Source organism: Paenibacillus xanthanilyticus, assembly GCF_042682185.1.
GTDB lineage: Bacteria > Bacillota > Bacilli > Paenibacillales > Paenibacillaceae > Paenibacillus_Z > Paenibacillus_Z xanthanilyticus.
This window is the reverse complement of record NZ_JBHUHA010000001.1, coordinates 2,711,098-2,728,189: the sequence shown is the minus strand read 5'-3', so window position 1 is coordinate 2,728,189 and position 17,092 is coordinate 2,711,098. Positions and strand designations below refer to the sequence as shown.

The window sequence follows — 17,092 nt, the reverse complement described above, 5'->3', positions numbered from 1 at the left end:
CTCTCGATCTGGACGGACGCCTGGCTGCCGAACCAATGCTCCAGCCGCTTCTTCGTGTGGCCGAGGCCGATGTGCCTTAATCAGGGGCTGCCCTTCTTCTCGCGCGGTTCCCAGATCGTATGCAGCCGATCCGGCTCGATGCCGATGCCGTCATCTTCGATCCGAATCAGCAGCGCCCCATCCGCCTCCGAAGCGAATATTCGGATCGTGCCCGGCTCATCCTTTGGACAGATGCCGTGAAAAATGGCGTTTTCGACGAACGGCTGGATCAGGACGCGCGGCACGAGACAATCGAGCGAGCGCTCTTCCAAGGCCCACTCCACCCGGAACATGTCGGCGTACCGGAACGATTGGATCTCGATGTAGCTCCGCAGCAGCGCGACTTCTTCGCTCAGCGGGACGAGCGACTGATCGCCGCCTATTTTCACGGCGTCCTGCAGCACGCGAATGAAAGCGGAGACCATGCGGGCGATGTCCGCGTTGCCTTGCTTCTGGGCCATGTAAATGACGGCGTTCAGCGTGTTGTACACGAAATGCGGATTGAGCTGCGACAGCAGCAGCTCCATCTCGAGCTCGCGCTTGTCTTTCTCGTGGCGGATCGACTCCTCGATATGCGTCCGCAGCTGGCTCGTCATCCGGTTGAACCCGGTGCCGAGCTTCTCCAGCTCGTCCCCGGTCTCGATCCGCACGAACGTCTGCAGGTTGCCGCTCGACACGGCGTTCATCGCATGATACAGCCGCATGATCGGCCGCGTGATGCGGAAGATCGCCGGCATCATGAGCGCCAGGATGAGCGAGGTGCTGACCAAGGTAAAGAAGGCGAGCAGGTACAAGACGATCTTGGCCCGATCGAACAACGACGATTGCGAGATGAACGTGGCCAGCCGCCAGTCGGTCGATTCGAATCGCTCGACGAGCAGATAGCCGTTGCTCACGCGGAAGGCGCCTTCCTTCTCGGCGGCGTCCCCCAGCTCGCGCACGAGATCGACGGCCGAAGGTTCGCCGCGGCTCGGCTTGGCGTACAGCTCGCCGCCGGATTCGTCAAGCCAGGCGAGGTTGCCGAACGGGCTAAAGTCGAGCAGCGCCTGAAAGTGGCTGTAATCGAGATTGACGATGAACCGGCCGATCGTCCGGCCGGGCTTCTCGATGTCGCGTACTGTCACGACATAGCTGATGATGGCCGTGTCGGAATCGGGCGTCTGGTCCGCGAGCATCCGGTGCGGCCGCGTGAAGCCGAACTCGGCGTCGGAGCGGATGAAATTCAAGTACCACGGCTCCTTCAAGCGCTCGCCGAAATAACCGTCGTTGCCCGCCACGTTCCAGAACGCGCGCCCGTCCGGGAGCACGAGCGCATAGCTCGTTACTTCCTTGCGCAGCCCCTTGTAGCCGTCCACGAACGTGAACGTGTCCTGCAGCGACTTGAACTGATCGAACGTGTCGAGACGATCGTACGTTTTGTAGAATTGCTGCACCCGTTCGGCGATGATCAGCGTCAGCGTGAAATTCGAGATGTCATCGGACATATAGTCGAGCTGGCGGACGGTCTGGCTGAGCTTCGCCTTGTCCTCCTGCATCATCTGGCCGATCAGAATATGATTGTAGTAGTAATACGTGAAACCTGCCGAGAGCAGGAAGCTGATGGCCGCGACGAGCACGATACGGCGGAAGATGACGGTCCGCAGCCGGGTCATCGGGCACGCTCCTCCGCGCGGAACTGATGGGGGAGCATACCGGTCAGCCGCTTGAACACCTGGCTGAAATGCTGGGGCGAACGGTAGCCGACGCGGGCGGACACTTCCGTCATTTTGGCGTCCTCGCGCATGAGGATCAGCTTGGCCTGCTTGACACGGTATTCGGTCAGATAGTCGAGGAACGTGCGGCACAGCTCGCGTTTGAACAGATCGTGCACATACCTTACGCTGATCCCGCTCGCCTGCGCGACGTCCTCGATCCCGATGTCGTCTTGGAAGTGGGCATGGAGGAAGCGCAGCGCCTGCAGCAGCTTCGGCGACAACCGCCTGAGGGCCGCCGTGCCCTGCTCGCGCAGCGCGCCGAACGCTTGGATAAGCCGTTCTCGGATCGCGGCCGCGTCGTACAGGGGGCCGGCGACCCGAGGATCGAGCGGATCGGCTTCCGGCAGTCCGGCGGCCGCCAGCCGATCGCGGTACAAGACGCTCAGCGCGCCGACGGCTTCGTACAGGCCGGGCAGGTCCCATACCGGCCGCGCAAGGTCGTCGAACAGTTTCGTGACAGCGGTTTCAAAACCGACGAAATCGTCTTGCTTGAGGCAGGAGGCCGACTCGTCGAGCCAGCGGCTGCGACCATGAACGTCCATGGCCGTCGCGGCGCTTGGCAGCGGCAGATCGTCTGCGCACGCAAGGGCGCCCCGGCCGGCGAAGACGGCGTGCCGCGCCGCGTATTCCGCCTTCCGCATCGCTTCGGGCAGGTGCGCGCCGTCGGCGCATTCGAACGCATAGTAGAGCGATATGGTGCGGCTATGCAGGTCGCAGAGTTTGCGCTGCAGCGCCGAGGCGAACGCGCGGAAGGCGTCTCGCTGCAGCGGGGCGCCTCTGTCGTGCTGTTCGAACAGCGCGACTAACCGGCCTGCCCCGTGCGAGAATTCCCCGATCCGCGCCCAGCCGCTCTGCTCCGCCATCTGCCTGCATGCTTCCGTCCAGCCGATGGTTCCGCCGGCGTCCTGCGGTTCGGCGGCGGTTGGAATCGGCGCGAACGGCGCGTCCGCCTGCAGGAACAGCGCGCACAGCGGCGGTCTACCGAACGGTTCGCGGGATGCGCGGCCGCCGCGGAGGAACGCTTCCTTGAGCTGCTCGGAGCGGGCGAGCTGCCGCTGCCGCTCGTCGAGCTCCCAAGCGTGCTTGGCTTTCGCAAGCTCGCGCACGAGCTTCTCGCGATCGACCTCGTGCTTGACGAGATAGCTTGAGACGCAGCCGAGCGAAATCGCCTGCCGGGCGTAATTGAAATCCTCGTAAGCGCTCATCACGATGAATTTGACGCCCCAGCCGCGCTCGGCTACCGCCTGGATCAGCTCGAGCCCGTCCATGACCGGCATTCGGATGTCCACGACCATGATCTGGGGCCGATGCTCTTCGCAGAGCCGCAAGGCGCTGCGGCCGTTCGTGGCCGCCGCCGCGATTTCGTAGCCGATGTCTTCCCACGGAATCAGCGTTCGCATGTGATCCAGCGCGATGCGTTCGTCATCCACCAATACGACCTTCATCTATTACGACCTCCCGCGTCAGCATGTAGGTTGATTATACCGCAGCGGCTTAGGGCGTTGAAGCAAAGTGCAGGATCTCGACCAAAAGTGCAGGTTTGCAATGTTTACGCTTTCATGACGGTTCCGGTATGCTTGTAAACGTAACCAAAAGCTGCGGGGAGGATTGGGGATGCGTAAATCGAAATGGGGCAGGGGCATGGCGCTGGCCATCGCCGTGTTGATGCTTGCCGGCTTGCTTGCCGCATGCGCGGGCAATAGCGGCGGGAATGCCGCCAATAATGGAGGCCATAACGGAGGCAATGGCGGCAACGCGGGGACTGACGCGCCGGCGGCGGAGGGCGCGAATAACGGCGGGGCGGAAGCCGGCGGGAACGAGCTGTCCGGGGAATTCGTGCTCTGGACGTGGGAACCGGAACATCCGACCGCGCTGGCCGCATTCCAGGAGCAGTATCCGGGCATCAAGATCAAGCGGGTGCAGGTCGAAGCGGCGGACGTGCCGCAGAAGCTGCAGACGACGATCGCCTCGGGCGGCGAGCTGCCGGACGCGATCCGGATCGAGCGCGGCCAGAAGGCCAAGATTTTCAATATGGATATTCTCGAGAACCTGGAAGCCGAGCCGTATAAGGCCGACCGGAACCTGCTGTTCGAATACGACGCGCCGGTATTCGCGGTGGACGACCACCTGGTCGCCATTCCGGACGATATGAGCGTCGCCGGTCTAGCCTACGTCAAGACGCTGGCGAAGGAGTACCTGGGCACCGACAATCCCGAGGAGCTGGAAGCGCTCTTGACGGATTGGGACGTATTCATCGGCAAGGGCAAGGAAGTGCTGGAGAAGAGCGGCGGCAAGGTCATGATGTTCCCGAGCCTCGGTGGCGTCTACGATATTCTGAAAGGCCAGCGGGACGCGTCGTACTTCGACGGCAACAAGCTGAACGTCCCGCAGCTGCAGCAAATCGTGACGCGGCTCGTTCAGTTCCGCGACGCGGGAATCGTCGACAAGCTCGATCAATGGACGCCGGCCTGGAACGCGTCGTTCGGCGGCGACAAATACATGTTTACGCCGAGCCCCGTCTGGATGCCGCAATACGTGATCAGTCCGAACGACAAGAAGCCGGACCGTTGGGCGCTCATGGTCGCTCCCGAAGGCGGCTACATCCGCGGCGGCTCGTCGCACGGCATTCCGAAAGGCGCGAAGAACGCCCAGCTTGCATGGAAGTGGATTGAATTCACTTCGATGACCCAGAAAGGCGCGGAAGCGCAGAAGAAAGACGGCGTATTCACCCACTTCAAGGCGGCGTACCAAGATCCGGCGTTCTCGAATTGGACGTGGGCGAACTTCGGCAGCCAGGATATCGGGGAGAAATTCTTCAACGACATCTCCGCGGTTACGACCGACGTGGCCGAGAACGTGAACGACCAGGTGCTCGACGAAGCGATGAACATCGTGCTGCAGACGCTCGCGAAGGACAAGAAATTCGGCGCGGAGCAGGCGATGGAGCGGATCCAAAAAGAGCTGAAAGCGAAAGCGCCGGATATCGCGTTCGAATAACGGCGAACCATATACACAAAGGAGACGCTGGGAGCGGCCGGGCGGCCGCTCTTTGGCGCAGCTTCCAACGAACAAACAAATGATCGGAGTGGGGAATGATGAATGCCGCGAAGCGAAGATGGGTGCCCTACCTGTTTCTGTCGCCGTACATGCTGTTCTATGTGGCCTTCGGCCTGATTCCCATCCTGTTCTCGTTCTACGTGAGTCTGACGAGCTGGGACGGAATCGGCGAGAAGACGTTCGTCGGGCTGGATAATTACGCGTTCCTATTCAACCCCGATTCTTATTTCTTCCAATCGGTCGGGAACACGCTGCTGTTCGTGGCGGTGTCGCTGCCGCTGCAGATGGCGTTCGGCCTGGCGCTCGCCGCGCTGCTCTACAGCAAATTCGTGAAGTGGAGAGCCTTCTTCCAGCTCGTCAACTTCTTGCCTTACATCGTGACGCCGGTCGCGGTCGGCCTCATGTTCAACCTGCTGTTCGACTGGCAAGCGGGGTTCGTCAACAAGGTGCTGCTCGAATTCGGCCTTATCGACGAAGGCATTTATTGGCTCGGCGAGCCCCTCTATGCGCGCATCGTCATCGTGCTGATGCTGTTTTGGAAAGGGTTCGGCTACACGATGATCTTTTACCTGGCGGGTCTGGCCAATATCTCGAAAGATTTGCACGAGGCGGCGGCCGTCGACGGGGCGACCGGCATGAAAGCGTTCTGGACCATTACGCTGCCGCTGCTTCGTCCGGTCACGACCTTCGTGGCCATCACAGGCATTATCGGAGGATTTCAACTGCTCGAGGAGCCGATGCTGCTGCTCGGCGGCGCGGGCATGGGCTCGGCTTCCGCGGTCATCGGCGGCCCGGAGCGCTGCTGTCTGACGACCGTCTGGAACATGTACGACACGGCGTTCGGCAGCACGACCCGTTACGGGCTTGGTTCGGCGATCGCTTATGGCTTGTGCGTCATTATCGCGGCGTTTTCGTTTCTCGGCACCAAGTTTTACAAGGAGGAGTCGTAAATGAGCATACGATCGCGCACGTTGATCGCGACGACCGGCATTGCGCTGTTGTCGGTTATCGCGCTGCTGCCTTTCTATATTATGGTCGTCATGGGCACGTACCGGAACGAGGATCTCTTCGCGCAAATCGTGCTCATCCCGGGCAACTACCTGATGGAGAACCTGAAGACGGTCATGGCGAGCCGCTTCGATCTGGCCTACTGGAACAGTATCGTCGTCTCGGCCGCCAGCACGGTGCTGTCGGTGTTCGTCAGCGCGTTCGCCGGATTCGCGTTCGCGAAGTACGAATTCCGGTACAAGTCCAAAATTTTCGCGGCGGTGCTGCTGACGATGATGATTCCGGGGCAGCTCGGCCTCGTCGCCTATGTCATCGAGATGCGTTACCTCAACCTTTCCGGCACGCTGATGCCGCTTATCCTGCCTTGGGTGGCGAACGCGTTCGGCGTGTACTGGATGACGCAGTTCATCCGCGGCGCGGTTCCGGCGGAGGTGATGGAGAGCGCGCGCATCGACGGCTGTTCGGATCTCGGGATCTTTTTCCGGATCGTGCTGGCCTTTATATTCCCCGCGGTCACGACGCTGTCGCTGCTCGTCTTCCTCTGGTCGTGGAATAACTATCTGCTGCCGCTCATCATCATCAACAAGCCGGAAATGTACACGATCCCGCTCGGCATCACGACGCTGGGCTCCGCGTACCGAACCGACCTTGCGGCGCAAATACTGGGCCTGTCGATCGGCACGCTGCCGGTGCTCGTCTTGTTCGCGCTCGGGTCGAAAAGCTTCATCCGGGGCTTGACGGCCGGTTCGGTCAAAGGGTAAGACACGGGCACGGCATCAACGTTCGATTGTTCGTCTGCTCGCTGGTAGGGCCGCCCGTACTGTTAGCCGGTCGGCCCACTTCCTCTTCCGCCAGCGATACGCCATCATCAGACCCCGCGTCCATTCATCCACGACGAAGGCGGCTAGGATGCCCGGCAGTCCGAGGCCCATATGGATCCCGAAGAAATAAGCGGAAGGGACCGCAAGGCCCCACATGAAGATAATGCCGACATAGACCGGATACCGGACATCGCCCGCGGCGCGAAGCGCGCTGATCAGAATCAGGTTGAAGGCGCGCCCGGGCTCCAGGAGGAACGCGAGCAGCAGCAGCTTGCGCCCGAGCGCGATCACCTCGGGATCGTTCGTGAACAAGCCGAGCAGGAAGCCGCCGATCAGATTATAGAAGCCGGCCATCAGGACGCTAATCCCGATGCCGCACGCGAGGCTGCGTAAGCCGACCCGGTACGCGCCGCCATGATCGCGAGCGCCGATGAGCCGGGCGACCAAAATTTGCGTCCCTTGCGCGATCGCCAGCGAGAACAGCGTGATCAGATAGATAATATGGAACGTATACACGCGCGTGACCATCGCCGTCACGCCAAGCGTGGCGATGAACCCCGTGATGACGAGCTGCGAGACGTTGTACGATAGCTGTTCGCCGGCCGAGGGGATGCCGATGCCGAGCAATTGTTTGATCGGCTCCATGCGCAGCTTCACGAAATCGGACCAGTCCGGCAGCCGATCGAGCGCCCGCAGCAGCAAGACGAGCATGATCGCCAATCCGATCGCGCGGCTGCCGACCGTCGATACCGCTACGCCGTGCACGCCGTACACCGGAAGGCCGAAAGGAGCGTTCAGCGCGATATAGTTGCCCGCGATATGGATCGCGTTCATCGCGATCGAGACGTACATGACGTGCCGCGTCATGCCATGGCTCTTGAGTCCGGCCGAGGCGGTCAGCAGCAAGGCTTGCACGAAAATAAACCCGCCGGTGAGGTTCAAATACGGCATCGCGTAGGGCATTAGCTCCTCTTGCAGCCCCATCAGACGGAGCAAGAAACCTCCGGCGCCCAGCAGCAGCAGGCTGATGATGAGGCCGAATACAAGGTTCATCGTCAGCGCCGCCGCCGCAAACCGGGGAATGCCGGCGCGTTCGCCGGCCCCGATGCGGCGCGCGATGACGATCGTCGTTCCTGCCGCGACAACAGTAAACAGCAGATTCATCGTATTGTTGAGCTGGTTCACGACGCCGACGGCCGCGACGGCTTGGTCGCTGAATTGGCCGAGCATATACGTATCGACGATGCCCATCAGCATATGCAGAGCCAGCTCGATCAAGATCGGCCAAGTCAAGGCGAATAGAGTCGACATGCGGGCGTGGCGTTGTTCGGTGAGAGCGGTCATGGTTGGGTTCCTTTACCTCACGATCGGATTTACCCGTTATACTAACAGGTCCGCTGCCCCGATCGAAGGGAAGAACTAAAGATGTTCCGGTAGATTGTTTAGATCTTTTGCCGATCGGGTTCGGAGAGAGCGTTTATCCGCCCCACGAGAATTGCGCCTTGCGATTGCGCTCCGGCGGATCCGAGAAGAACAGGGCGACGAGATAGACGAGCAGCGAGAGCGCGATCGAACCGATGACGCACCACAGCATGGGCAGTCCCAGATTCCCCAGATAACGCATGCCCGCCTGGCCGCACAGCGCCATGACGATCATGCAGAGGCCGACGCGGAAATAAGGACGGATATTCCAATAGAACCCGATCGCGCCGGATATGGAGAAGAAATTCAGGATGGTCTGCACCACGATGCCGATGCCCAGCCCGTAGGCGACGCCTTCGATGCCGAGCTTGCTGCCCAGCACGAAGATGGCGGCCGTCTTGAAGGCCGTGGCGATAACGAAGTTCCATAACGACGCGTTGGCGCGGCCCAGACCCAGCAGAATGGCGTGCAGCGGCGCATCGAAATAGTGCAGGAAGAACATCGGCGCTAGGATGCGGAGCAGCGGTCCGGCCTCCGGCGCATGGTAGATGAGGGTGGTGAGCGGCGTGGCCCAGACGAATAGGATGACGGTCGCCGGCGCTCCGATTAGGAGGCCCAGACGCATCGCCTGCTCCATTCGCTCATGCATGAGCAGCTTGTTCTTGTTCGCGGCCGCTTCGCTGATAGCGGGAATGAGGGCCGTGGACAAGGAATGCGTAATGAAGCTCGGCATGAAGAGCAGCGGGAACGCGAAGCCGGCGAGCATGCCGAACTGCTGGGTCGCCATCGCCGTGCCGATCCCGGCGAGCGCCAGGCTGGTCGTAATCAGCAGCGGCTGAAAGGCGCCGTACAGCGATTGGACGACCCCGTGCCCGGTCGTCGGCAGGCCGATGCGAAGCAGCTCCGAGAGCGTGGGGCGGCCCTGCTTGAGATGGCTCGACCACGTCTCGCCGGGCGAAGGGGCATCGCGTCTGAGTCTGTAGCTCGCGAGGAGGAACAGCAAGCTGAACGCTTCGCTGATGACCGAAGCGGCCATCGCGCCGGCCGCGGCGTAGGCGATGCCGTACGGCATCAGCAGGTGAACCAAGGCGAGCACGCACGCGATCTGCACGGTATACTCCAGCACGTCGGACACGGCGATGGTCTGCATCCGCTGTTTGCCGCGGAAGTAGCCCTTAAGCACGGCGGACACGGCGACGACCGGCGCGATCGGCGTAATCGCGAGCATGGCGTAATAAGCGCGCTGGTCGCTCAGCAGGATGGAGGCGATCCATTCGGACCCGAGCAGGGAAATCGTCGTCAGCGTCAGGCTCAAGAAGCCGGTGACGGCGAGGGAGACGCGCAGTATTCGTCTCACCTTCGCGTGCTCGCCGCGCGCGTCGGCTTCGGCGACGAGCTTGGAGATCGCGACCGGCAGGCCGAGCTCCGTAAGGGTGATGACGAGCGGCACGAGCGGATGGGCGATCATGAGCAGACCGATTCCCTCCGCGCCCAACAGGCGGGCGACATACATCCCGCTGACGAACCCGAGTATGCGGTTGATGAACGCGGCGACGGACAACACGAACGTTCCTTGGATGAAGGATGACGACGGCTGCGGCATTAGGCATACCCTCCCGATGATCAAATACTTCATTGTATTCGCGGGCTTGGGCGAACATGCGGACATCCCTTTTCTCCCCCTGAAGAACGGTATCGGATCGGAAGCTATCCCCTTATGTGAATGCATTGGCCAAAAGCCAGAAAAGCCAAATGCTTCCGGTGACTTTCGCACGCAAACCTACCCGGCAGCTCGACGCTAGCGCCCTCGCAGTTCTATTCCAGCGTCTTGGTCATAATCAAGTCCAGTTGTTCATCATCGCCCATGAGGAACGTATGAGCGCCCGTTTGTTCGAAGCCCATTTTCTTATAAAAGGCAATCGCGCGCTCGTTGTGCTCCCACACGCCGAGCCAGATTTTCGCTTTGCCCCGTGCTCTGGCGATGTCGGTCGCATAATGGATGAGGTGCTTGCCAAGCCCTTGACCGTGATGCTGCTTCCGGATATAAATCCGTTCGATCTCAAGCGCGTCAGAACCCATGTTTTCGGTTTGCGCCGCGTCGAGATTGATCTTCATATATCCGGCGATATCGTCATCGGCGTAAATCAGATGGAAGGCCGAAGAAGGCTGGCGCAGCTCGTGCTCCAACTGGTTGTCGTTAAAGGCTCGATCCAAATAGGCCTGCATAGTGTCGGGCGAATTCTGGTGCTGGAACGTGTCGCGGAAGGTCTCGATGCTGATATTTTGAAGCAAGCGAAGATCGGATAAGGTGCATGCTTGGATGTGAATCGTCACGATTTGTGGCCTCCATGTCGTTGCGTATTCTTGAAAATAGATAGACTCAGCCTCAGCGGCGGTTAAAAAATCATACCCGATTATTGTTGCATTTACAACAAAAAAATGCGCTAAGCTTGTGATGCGCAGTCAAGCGAGCATCGATTCGGCCCAACGTCAAACAACCCGGTACGCGTCTGCGTTCCGGGTTGCTGCGCGTCATCCGAGCGGGCTGGTTCGGGCCGCACCCGCTACTGCAGCGCCGCCCGCTTCAGCGGAAGCGTGCAGCAGTGGATGCCGCCGCCTAATTTCTGAATCTCGCTCACGTCCACGGGAATGACCTCGACGTTATTGCGGGCCAGCAGGTCCATCGTGTAGGCACCCCCTTCGGCGAACAAGACGCGGCCGGGCGCTACGGCCAGACCGTTGATCGTCAAAGGCGGATCTCTCGGATCGACGTGCAGCATCTCGATGCCGCGGCGATCAAGCTCCTCGAGAAACCAGAAGGGGAGCAGGGCGATGTTCACGAGCGCACGATGCCGATCGATCATCAGGAAGGCTTCGTCCAGATGAATGATCGATGCGGGGAGATCGACGACGATGAGCTCGATGCCTTGGAACGCCAGCAGCTGCCGGATCTGATGGATGCCCTCGGGGTTGACGCGCTCGGAGCGTCCGATGACGGCCGTGGCGGGTTCCAGCATAATAAAGCTGCCGCCTTCGGCGAAACCATGTCCTTGTACCATCCCGATCATCGGGATGCCGATTCCGGCAAAAGCTTGCGCCGCTATTGGCGTCTCACCGTGACGAATGTACAGCGCGAACCGGGAGAGGATAACGCCGCCCGGGACGATCATCCCCCAATCTCGCGTGAAGATCCGCTCCGGCCAGTCGGTACGATCTGCGGCGTCCGCGAAATCGACCGTCGCGCCGTTCTGCTCCAGCGCCCGAACGAGGGCGGCATGCTGCGCGTGCACCCGTTCGAGATCGGGCAAGGGGGACGGCCGGTCGGAAGCGGAGTTGCGTTTCATCCGGTTGAGCAGCAGAGGACCGGCTTCAATTTTATCAGCCGCCTCGTGCAAGACCGCAAGTTCTTTCCCTGGTTTATGCATGAGCACCCGCTGGATTTGGCCGACGGGGTTGTCGATGCCCCAGCGCTGACCCCATATCGACTGCTGCAGCCACGAATCATGGAAGGCTTCCTTCACGAGTTTGCGGGATAGATGCGGATAAGAATGGGACATGCTCCGGCTCTCCTTTGCCAACGACGTTAGTAAAGGTTTCCACGGGGAGCCCGATTTCATAAAATAAATTCGCGAAATAAATTCGCGGCGTCTGTTACACCCGAACATCCCGCTGCCGAATCGGGAGCACGGTCGATTGGTACCAGGATTCCCAATCCGCCGGATCGCCGGATCGCGCGTATTCGGCAAGCGAAGGCGGACAATCGCGGAACGCTTGCCCGCCCAAGACGAACGCGATGCCGGGATGCTCGGCCCGGCAGGCTTCGATCCATGCCTCCAGCTTCGCCAGCAGACGCGGGTCGCTGACCGACACCGCGACGATCGATGCGCGCTTCAACGCAATGAGCTGGGATAGTCCGGCGAGCGGCGTATTCGGACCTAAGTACGCGACGTCGAGCCCCTTGCGGCGCATGAACAGGCTGAAGAGCATGAGCCCCATATGATGATGCTCGCCCTCCGGGCAGAACGCGATCGCCGCCGGCAAGTGCGCCTGCACGGGCAGAATCCGGTGAAACTGGTTGAATCGCTCCATGACGAGCTGCGAGGCGAAATGCTCCTGCGCGACCGTGATCAGCCCGCTCTCCCAAGCATCGCCGATGCGGTACAGAACCGGAGCCAACAAGCGATGGAACACATCCTCGAAGGGAGAAATCGAGAACGCGAAGTCGATCGTGCGATGGGCTTGAACCGCGTCGAGCGCGGTCAGCTCCTGGTAAAGCCGTTCGCCGAGCTCCGAATAGGACGATCCCATCCCGGGTTCCGCTTGAACGCCGAAATCCGCGGTCGTCGCAGCCGTCTTGTTATTTTTGAGCTGGAACGCAATCTCGCTGATTTTGAGCTGATGGAGCTCCATCTGGGCTTTGATCCACTTCAAGGTCTCGATATCGGCCTCGCTATATAAACGGTGTCCCCCGCCGGTACGCAAAGGGGTAACGATCTGATATCGATTCTCCCATGCCCGGATGGTGACGATCGGAATGTCCGTCAATTCCGACACCTTCTTGATGCTGTACATGCACGTTCACCTCCATGCTATTATACCTAAACTTCGCAAATCCGGTCTCCCCACAAATGAGCCATTTTAAACGATCGAAGACAAGAAATGCTTGCTAAACGAAAGGCCTTTACGTATAATTTTACACAAAATACTATACACAATCTATACAAAATTGCTTAAATTAAGAGGAGATGCACCATGTTGGGTCTAATCCATCCCAAACCGCATGTCAGCACGCAGGTATTCGATCTCGGCGCGGCCATGGCGGCGGTCGAACATACCCTTGCCATGATTGAGTTCGATCATCAAGGAAACGTACTCTGGGCGAACGCGAACTTCGCGCGGGCGATGGGGTACTCGCCTTCCGAGCTGCCGGGCATGAAGCACCGTCAATTTTGCACGCCAGAATACGCGAACAGCCCGGCATACGGGAAGCTGTGGCAGGAGCTGAACAGCGGACGTTCGTTTCAGGAGAAAGTGATGCGCGTCGCGAAGGATGGGCGGGTATTATGGTTCGAGGCGACTTATTCGCCGGTATTCGATGAATCCGGCCGCGTGCAAGGCATTATTAAAGTGGCGACCGATATTACGGCGAGAGAAGAGGCGGCGGTCGAGGTGATCGGCCGCCTGCAAGCCATGGCGGAGAGCCTGCTGACGCGCGCCGAAGGCGGCATTGCGAGCAGTCAAGCGATTGAAGCGGCGATCAACGGCTTGGTGGCCGACATGGATGAGAATATCAAGGTTCTGTCCACGCTGGAGCAGAATGCCGGCGTGGCCCGCGAGCTTATGGCCACGATCCGCGAGGTCGCTTCGCAAACGAACCTGCTCTCGCTTAATGCGGCGATCGAAGCCGCGCATGCGGGAGAGCATGGATTAGGCTTCGGCGTGGTGGCAGCGGAGGTGCGCAAGCTCGCCAAGCAGGCCGAGGAATCGACCAGGAAGGTACGGACGCACTTGGCCGGCATTACCGAACAGACGGAGAAGATCGCCAGCCGCGCGAAGCGGTCGCAGTCCGCGATTACGGGAAGTCAGCAGCGGATACGGCAGGCGGTCGATGAATTTTCGGATATCGGCCTCGCCGCCCGCGAGCTGGAGCGGCAGGCCAGGAAGGTTGCCGAAATCCTGTAATCGCGAAAGGGGAGCGCTCGTTGTGAGAAGGACGCTTCAACAATACATTCAAGATGCGCTGGCCGTAAGCCGCTCAAGTTTTGAACCTACGGAGAAAGATCGTCATTATCGGGAATTGCTGGCTCATCTGAAAGGTCAATTCGGCGCTGCCGTCATGGAGGACGAGCACGTGCGGCGGACATACAGTCAAATTGAGGCGATGATGATCGGAAAGAGATGACCGGGCCTGCGGAAGACTGAATTGTACGCATCTGAGGGGACAAGAGACAGCGTCTCGCCGTCTCCCCGGTATGGAGTTAGCATGCAAAACAGACTGCTCGCGATGAGCAGTCTGTTCGTCGTATATGCGTTGCCCTGTCGGAGCTGCCGCCCATTATAGCGAGGCCGATGCCTCCCGCAGCCAAGCGGCAAGCGCGTCCGCATCATAGGCATCGCCCTTGCGCAGCTTAAGCGTCTTTCGCTCCGGCGGCCCGTCGAACGTTTCCGGCAACGCGAGGTCGGCCGTGTTAAATAGGGTGAGGCTGACCGCGTCCTTCGAGACGGAGACGACGGCGGCGTATTTGCCGTTCTTCAAAAAATGCGGCTTCTTGTATTGCAGCCGCTCTTGAACCTCCGGGATCGTCCGGTGGATGAGCGCGCGCAGGTCCGCGGCAAGCTCCCGCTGCCAGGGCTCTTGCAAAGCGTCCAGGTAAGCGGCGACTTCCTGACTCATAGGATGAAACTCCTCTCTCGGGCTGTTTCGTGCGCGAACTAGGCTTGATGGGATTCCGGGTCCGCCATGTAGAAGACTTCCCATAGGTGGCCGTTAATGTCCTGGAAGCTGCGGGTATACATGAACCCCAGATCCTGCGGATCATTGGAATGGAGGCCGCCCGCCGCCATCGCTTTGTCGGCGATCTCGTCCACCTGCTCGCGGCTGTCAGCCGCCAGCGCCACGATAACCTCCGTGCTGCGCGTCGTATCGGCCAGCGACTTGGAGGTGAAGGATTGGAAGAAGGGCTCCACGAGCAGCATGGCATAGCAATGCTCGTTGATAATCATACAGGTGGCTTTATCGTCGGTGAATTGCTTATTGAATTCAAAGCCGATTGCGGAGAAGAAGTCCATCGATTTCTGCAAATCTTTGACGGGCAGATTAATGAACGTTTTGCCGAGTTGGAGCGCCATATGAAAGTCACCTCGATCGAAAATTAACTTTACAAGTATAAAGTTATTGAGATTACTATAAATTCTAACTTACCAACTGTCAAGTTGTATCAACGGTTCCGTCGCATTAAAATTGACTTCGACGCCATCTCCAACTACCATATAATCTAACGATAAGCCGGAGGGTCATGCATGGGTGAAATACGAAATGCGGAACGCACGCGGAATACGATACTCCAGGCGGCGAAGGAAGAGTTCTTCGAGAAGGGCTACACGGGCGCGCGCATCGAATCGATCGCGAAGCGGGCAGGCATCAACAAACAGCTGATCTACCATTACTTCAAAGGCAAAGATTCGCTGATCAACGAAGTGATCGACAGCTTCATCTCTTCGCTGCCGTCGGGCAATTTCGTCCTGCCGGCGGACCCGGCCCATATCGCGGATTTCCGGTACAAGGTCAATCTGGAGCATCTGACGGAGTTTCTGAAGTTCACCGCTTGGGAAGCGATCGATCAAGTGCCGGAGAACAGCAACGGCGAGGAGCGAAGGAAAGCGATTCTCCAGTCGTATGTGGCGGATATGCAGGAGAAGCAGGAGAAGGGCTTGGTGCCGAAGGAGCTGGATCCTGCTCTGATCACATTGATGATCTCGAGTCTGACGATCTATCCGCTGCTGTACAGCAATGTGACGCGCATGATTACGGGACATGCCGCCGAGGAGCCGGAATTTCAAGCAAAGTGGGGGCAATTCCTGCGCTTGATCAGCGAGCGGCTGTTCGAGCATCGGCCATAAGGAAGTGGATCTAGATGCGCAAAAGAACCCGGAACGTTTGATGTTCCGGGTTCTTTCGCATACTAGAGACAACAGGGGGCATTCCGCCGCCGTGCCGCGATGTGCGGCGTAGTTGTCGTCAACGGTCCAGCTTCAATAACCCCCGCCACGCGGCATCGATGTTGCTCGCGGCTTGCTGAGGCGTGATCTTACCTAGCAGCATCTGTCCCAGGTTGGGCGAGAAGTCGTCGAACATTTGAGCCCCCTCGGAAATACGCGGACGCGGCTTGGCCAATTCGAGCACGTTCTTGAAGTCCTGCACGATCGCATCGGAGGCGAGCGCGGAATCTTCATAGACGCTCAGCCGGCTCGGCAAGGTCTTGAGCTCCTTCGCCTGGCTCGTCTGGGTCTCGGTGTTCGTCAAATAGTGAATCAGCTTGTACGTCTCGTTCGGGTGCTTGCTGTACTTGGATACGACAAGACTATGGCCACCGGCCGGAGAGCCTTGTCCGCCCGGGCCCGCAGGCACGGCGGCGATGCCGAGGTTCGCGGCATTCTTGAATTCGGTCCCGTTCAGCAGATCGCTTACCGCCCATGGACCGTTCACGATCATCGCGCTCTTGCCTTCCTTAAAGTCGTTCATCATCCGGTTATAGTCGTCGGCGAAATCCGAATAAGGCTGCGCGGCGCCGCTCTTGCGCAGCTGATACATGAACGCCAGCCCTTGTACCGACTCGGCGGAGGCAATATGCGATTTGCGTTCGTCGGTCATCGTGTCGCCGCCGAAAGCCCACACGTAAGGAAGCGCGAAGTAAGAGTTGTCGGATACATAAATGCCGTAGCGCCCGCCAGCCGTCATTTGCTTGGCCATGGCCATCAATTCGTCCATCGTCTTGGGCGGCGCGGCATATCCGTTCTCCTGAAGAAGCCGCTTGTTGTAGAGAAGGGCCGGCGCTTCCATTACCGTAGGCATGCCGTAGAGCTTATCGCCGATGGTGACGGATTGCAGCGCGGTTGGATTGAAGTCCGCCGCATCCTCGGGCGAAATCAGGCTGTCGATCGGCTGGAGAAGTCCCAGCTCGACGAATTCAGGCACCCACGAGTTATCGGAACGGAATGCATCGAGCGTCTGATCGCCGAGCAGGGCGGTCTTGAAGTAATTAGACGCCGAACCGAAGGCCACTTCCTCGACATTGACCTTGATTCCCGGATTCTCTTGCTCGAAAGCCTTCACGCGGGCTTTGATGAGCTCGGCCTCCTTGCCGTCATAGGTGCTCACGAAGGTTAACGTCACCGTATCTTCGTTCTCTGCTTTGGTGCATGCGGCCGTGACAGTTAAGGACATGACCATGAACACGGATAGGATTTGCTTTAACACATTTTATCCCCCTT

16 protein-coding genes are annotated in these 17,092 nt (G+C 59.5%); 6 read left to right on the top strand and 10 right to left on the bottom strand.

The genetic code is table 11. The annotated features are described in order from the left end of the window. Positions 1–80: 80 nt before the first annotated feature. Complete coding sequence (locus ACFSKT_RS11525) at positions 81–1,691, bottom strand: sensor histidine kinase (protein WP_377721155.1); 1,611 nt, start codon at positions 1,689–1,691, stop codon at positions 81–83. Continuing rightward, complete coding sequence (locus tag ACFSKT_RS11520; RefSeq protein ID WP_377721154.1) at positions 1,688–3,238, bottom strand: helix-turn-helix domain-containing protein; 1,551 nt, start codon at positions 3,236–3,238, stop codon at positions 1,688–1,690. Before ACFSKT_RS11520 ends, ACFSKT_RS11525 begins: the two co-directional genes overlap by 4 nt. Before the next feature lie 169 nt (positions 3,239–3,407). Here ACFSKT_RS11520 and ACFSKT_RS11515 point away from each other — a divergent pair, with 169 nt between their 5' ends. The 3 genes from ACFSKT_RS11515 to ACFSKT_RS11505 all read left to right on the top strand — a co-directional run bounded on the left by ACFSKT_RS11515 (position 3,408) and on the right by ACFSKT_RS11505 (position 6,619). After that, positions 3,408–4,790 carry an ABC transporter substrate-binding protein gene (locus ACFSKT_RS11515; RefSeq protein ID WP_377721153.1) on the top strand — a complete coding sequence of 461 codons (1,383 nt, stop codon included), beginning with the start codon at positions 3,408–3,410 and terminating at the stop codon, positions 4,788–4,790. 95 nt (positions 4,791–4,885) lie between these two features. Beyond that, a complete protein-coding gene (locus tag ACFSKT_RS11510) occupies positions 4,886–5,800 on the top strand; it encodes a carbohydrate ABC transporter permease (protein WP_377721152.1) in 915 nt (304 codons plus the stop codon). Then, positions 5,801–6,619 (top strand): carbohydrate ABC transporter permease, encoded by an 819-nt coding sequence (locus ACFSKT_RS11505; RefSeq protein WP_377721151.1) that lies wholly within the window; start codon positions 5,801–5,803, stop codon positions 6,617–6,619. It begins immediately after the preceding gene. A gap of 15 nt (positions 6,620–6,634) precedes the next feature. On the opposite strand, the gene ACFSKT_RS11500 is transcribed toward ACFSKT_RS11505, so the two are convergent. From ACFSKT_RS11500 to ACFSKT_RS11480, 5 genes are all read right to left on the bottom strand, one after another. Beyond that, positions 6,635–8,023, bottom strand: coding sequence for an MATE family efflux transporter (locus ACFSKT_RS11500; protein ID WP_377721150.1), 1,389 nt, complete (start codon positions 8,021–8,023; stop codon positions 6,635–6,637). A gap of 133 nt (positions 8,024–8,156) precedes the next feature. Next, positions 8,157–9,704 carry a stage V sporulation protein B gene (gene spoVB / locus ACFSKT_RS11495; protein ID WP_377721149.1) on the bottom strand — a complete coding sequence of 516 codons (1,548 nt, stop codon included), beginning with the start codon at positions 9,702–9,704 and terminating at the stop codon, positions 8,157–8,159. A gap of 212 nt (positions 9,705–9,916) precedes the next feature. Beyond that, a complete protein-coding gene (gene paiA / locus ACFSKT_RS11490) occupies positions 9,917–10,435 on the bottom strand; it encodes a spermidine/spermine N(1)-acetyltransferase (RefSeq protein ID WP_377721148.1) in 519 nt (172 codons plus the stop codon). 230 nt (positions 10,436–10,665) lie between these two features. Next, positions 10,666–11,658 carry a dimethylarginine dimethylaminohydrolase family protein gene (locus ACFSKT_RS11485; RefSeq protein WP_377721147.1) on the bottom strand — a complete coding sequence of 331 codons (993 nt, stop codon included), beginning with the start codon at positions 11,656–11,658 and terminating at the stop codon, positions 10,666–10,668. Between the two features lie 94 nt (positions 11,659–11,752). Further along, complete coding sequence (locus ACFSKT_RS11480) at positions 11,753–12,673, bottom strand: MerR family transcriptional regulator (protein ID WP_377721146.1); 921 nt, start codon at positions 12,671–12,673, stop codon at positions 11,753–11,755. A 180-nt stretch (positions 12,674–12,853) separates the two neighbouring features. On the opposite strand from ACFSKT_RS11480, the gene ACFSKT_RS11475 reads away from it, so the two are divergent. After that, the gene (locus tag ACFSKT_RS11475) at positions 12,854–13,783 is read left to right on the top strand and encodes a methyl-accepting chemotaxis protein (protein ID WP_377721145.1); all 930 of its coding nucleotides are present in this window, start codon (positions 12,854–12,856) and stop codon (positions 13,781–13,783) included. A gap of 22 nt (positions 13,784–13,805) precedes the next feature. Then, positions 13,806–14,003, top strand: coding sequence for a hypothetical protein (locus ACFSKT_RS11470; RefSeq protein WP_377721144.1), 198 nt, complete (start codon positions 13,806–13,808; stop codon positions 14,001–14,003). 153 nt (positions 14,004–14,156) lie between these two features. Here ACFSKT_RS11470 and ACFSKT_RS11465 read toward each other — a convergent pair whose 3' ends face one another. Next, on the bottom strand, positions 14,157–14,495 hold the full coding sequence (locus tag ACFSKT_RS11465; protein ID WP_377721143.1) for a DUF1801 domain-containing protein: 339 nt from the start codon (positions 14,493–14,495) through the stop codon (positions 14,157–14,159). Positions 14,496–14,533: 38 nt separating this feature from the next. Continuing rightward, the gene (locus tag ACFSKT_RS11460) at positions 14,534–14,950 is read right to left on the bottom strand and encodes a VOC family protein (protein WP_377721142.1); all 417 of its coding nucleotides are present in this window, start codon (positions 14,948–14,950) and stop codon (positions 14,534–14,536) included. Positions 14,951–15,121: 171 nt separating this feature from the next. On the opposite strand from ACFSKT_RS11460, the gene ACFSKT_RS11455 reads away from it, so the two are divergent. After that, the gene (locus ACFSKT_RS11455; protein WP_377721141.1) at positions 15,122–15,721 is read left to right on the top strand and encodes a TetR/AcrR family transcriptional regulator; all 600 of its coding nucleotides are present in this window, start codon (positions 15,122–15,124) and stop codon (positions 15,719–15,721) included. Positions 15,722–15,839: 118 nt separating this feature from the next. Here the strand turns inward: ACFSKT_RS11455 and ACFSKT_RS11450 are convergent, their stop codons facing one another. Next, positions 15,840–17,078 (bottom strand): extracellular solute-binding protein, encoded by a 1,239-nt coding sequence (locus ACFSKT_RS11450; RefSeq protein WP_377721140.1) that lies wholly within the window; start codon positions 17,076–17,078, stop codon positions 15,840–15,842. Positions 17,079–17,092: the final 14 nt, after the last annotated feature.

Bases quoted from the DNA above. Each gene is read 5' to 3' on its own strand.
- ACFSKT_RS11525 (WP_377721155.1), bottom strand. From the start codon at position 1,691: ATGACCCGGCTGCGGACCGTCATCTTCCGCCGTATCGTGCTCGTCGCG.
- ACFSKT_RS11520 (WP_377721154.1), bottom strand. From the start codon at position 3,238: ATGAAGGTCGTATTGGTGGATGACGAACGCATCGCGCTGGATCACATG.
- ACFSKT_RS11515 (WP_377721153.1), top strand. From the start codon at position 3,408: ATGCGTAAATCGAAATGGGGCAGGGGCATGGCGCTGGCCATCGCCGTG.
- ACFSKT_RS11510 (WP_377721152.1), top strand. From the start codon at position 4,886: ATGATGAATGCCGCGAAGCGAAGATGGGTGCCCTACCTGTTTCTGTCG.
- ACFSKT_RS11505 (WP_377721151.1), top strand. From the start codon at position 5,801: ATGAGCATACGATCGCGCACGTTGATCGCGACGACCGGCATTGCGCTG.
- ACFSKT_RS11500 (WP_377721150.1), bottom strand. From the start codon at position 8,023: ATGACCGCTCTCACCGAACAACGCCACGCCCGCATGTCGACTCTATTC.
- spoVB (WP_377721149.1), bottom strand. From the start codon at position 9,704: ATGCCGCAGCCGTCGTCATCCTTCATCCAAGGAACGTTCGTGTTGTCC.
- ACFSKT_RS11485 (WP_377721147.1), bottom strand. From the start codon at position 11,658: ATGTCCCATTCTTATCCGCATCTATCCCGCAAACTCGTGAAGGAAGCC.
- ACFSKT_RS11480 (WP_377721146.1), bottom strand. From the start codon at position 12,673: ATGTACAGCATCAAGAAGGTGTCGGAATTGACGGACATTCCGATCGTC.
- ACFSKT_RS11475 (WP_377721145.1), top strand. From the start codon at position 12,854: ATGTTGGGTCTAATCCATCCCAAACCGCATGTCAGCACGCAGGTATTC.
- ACFSKT_RS11465 (WP_377721143.1), bottom strand. From the start codon at position 14,495: ATGAGTCAGGAAGTCGCCGCTTACCTGGACGCTTTGCAAGAGCCCTGG.
- ACFSKT_RS11460 (WP_377721142.1), bottom strand. From the start codon at position 14,950: ATGGCGCTCCAACTCGGCAAAACGTTCATTAATCTGCCCGTCAAAGAT.
- ACFSKT_RS11455 (WP_377721141.1), top strand. From the start codon at position 15,122: ATGGGTGAAATACGAAATGCGGAACGCACGCGGAATACGATACTCCAG.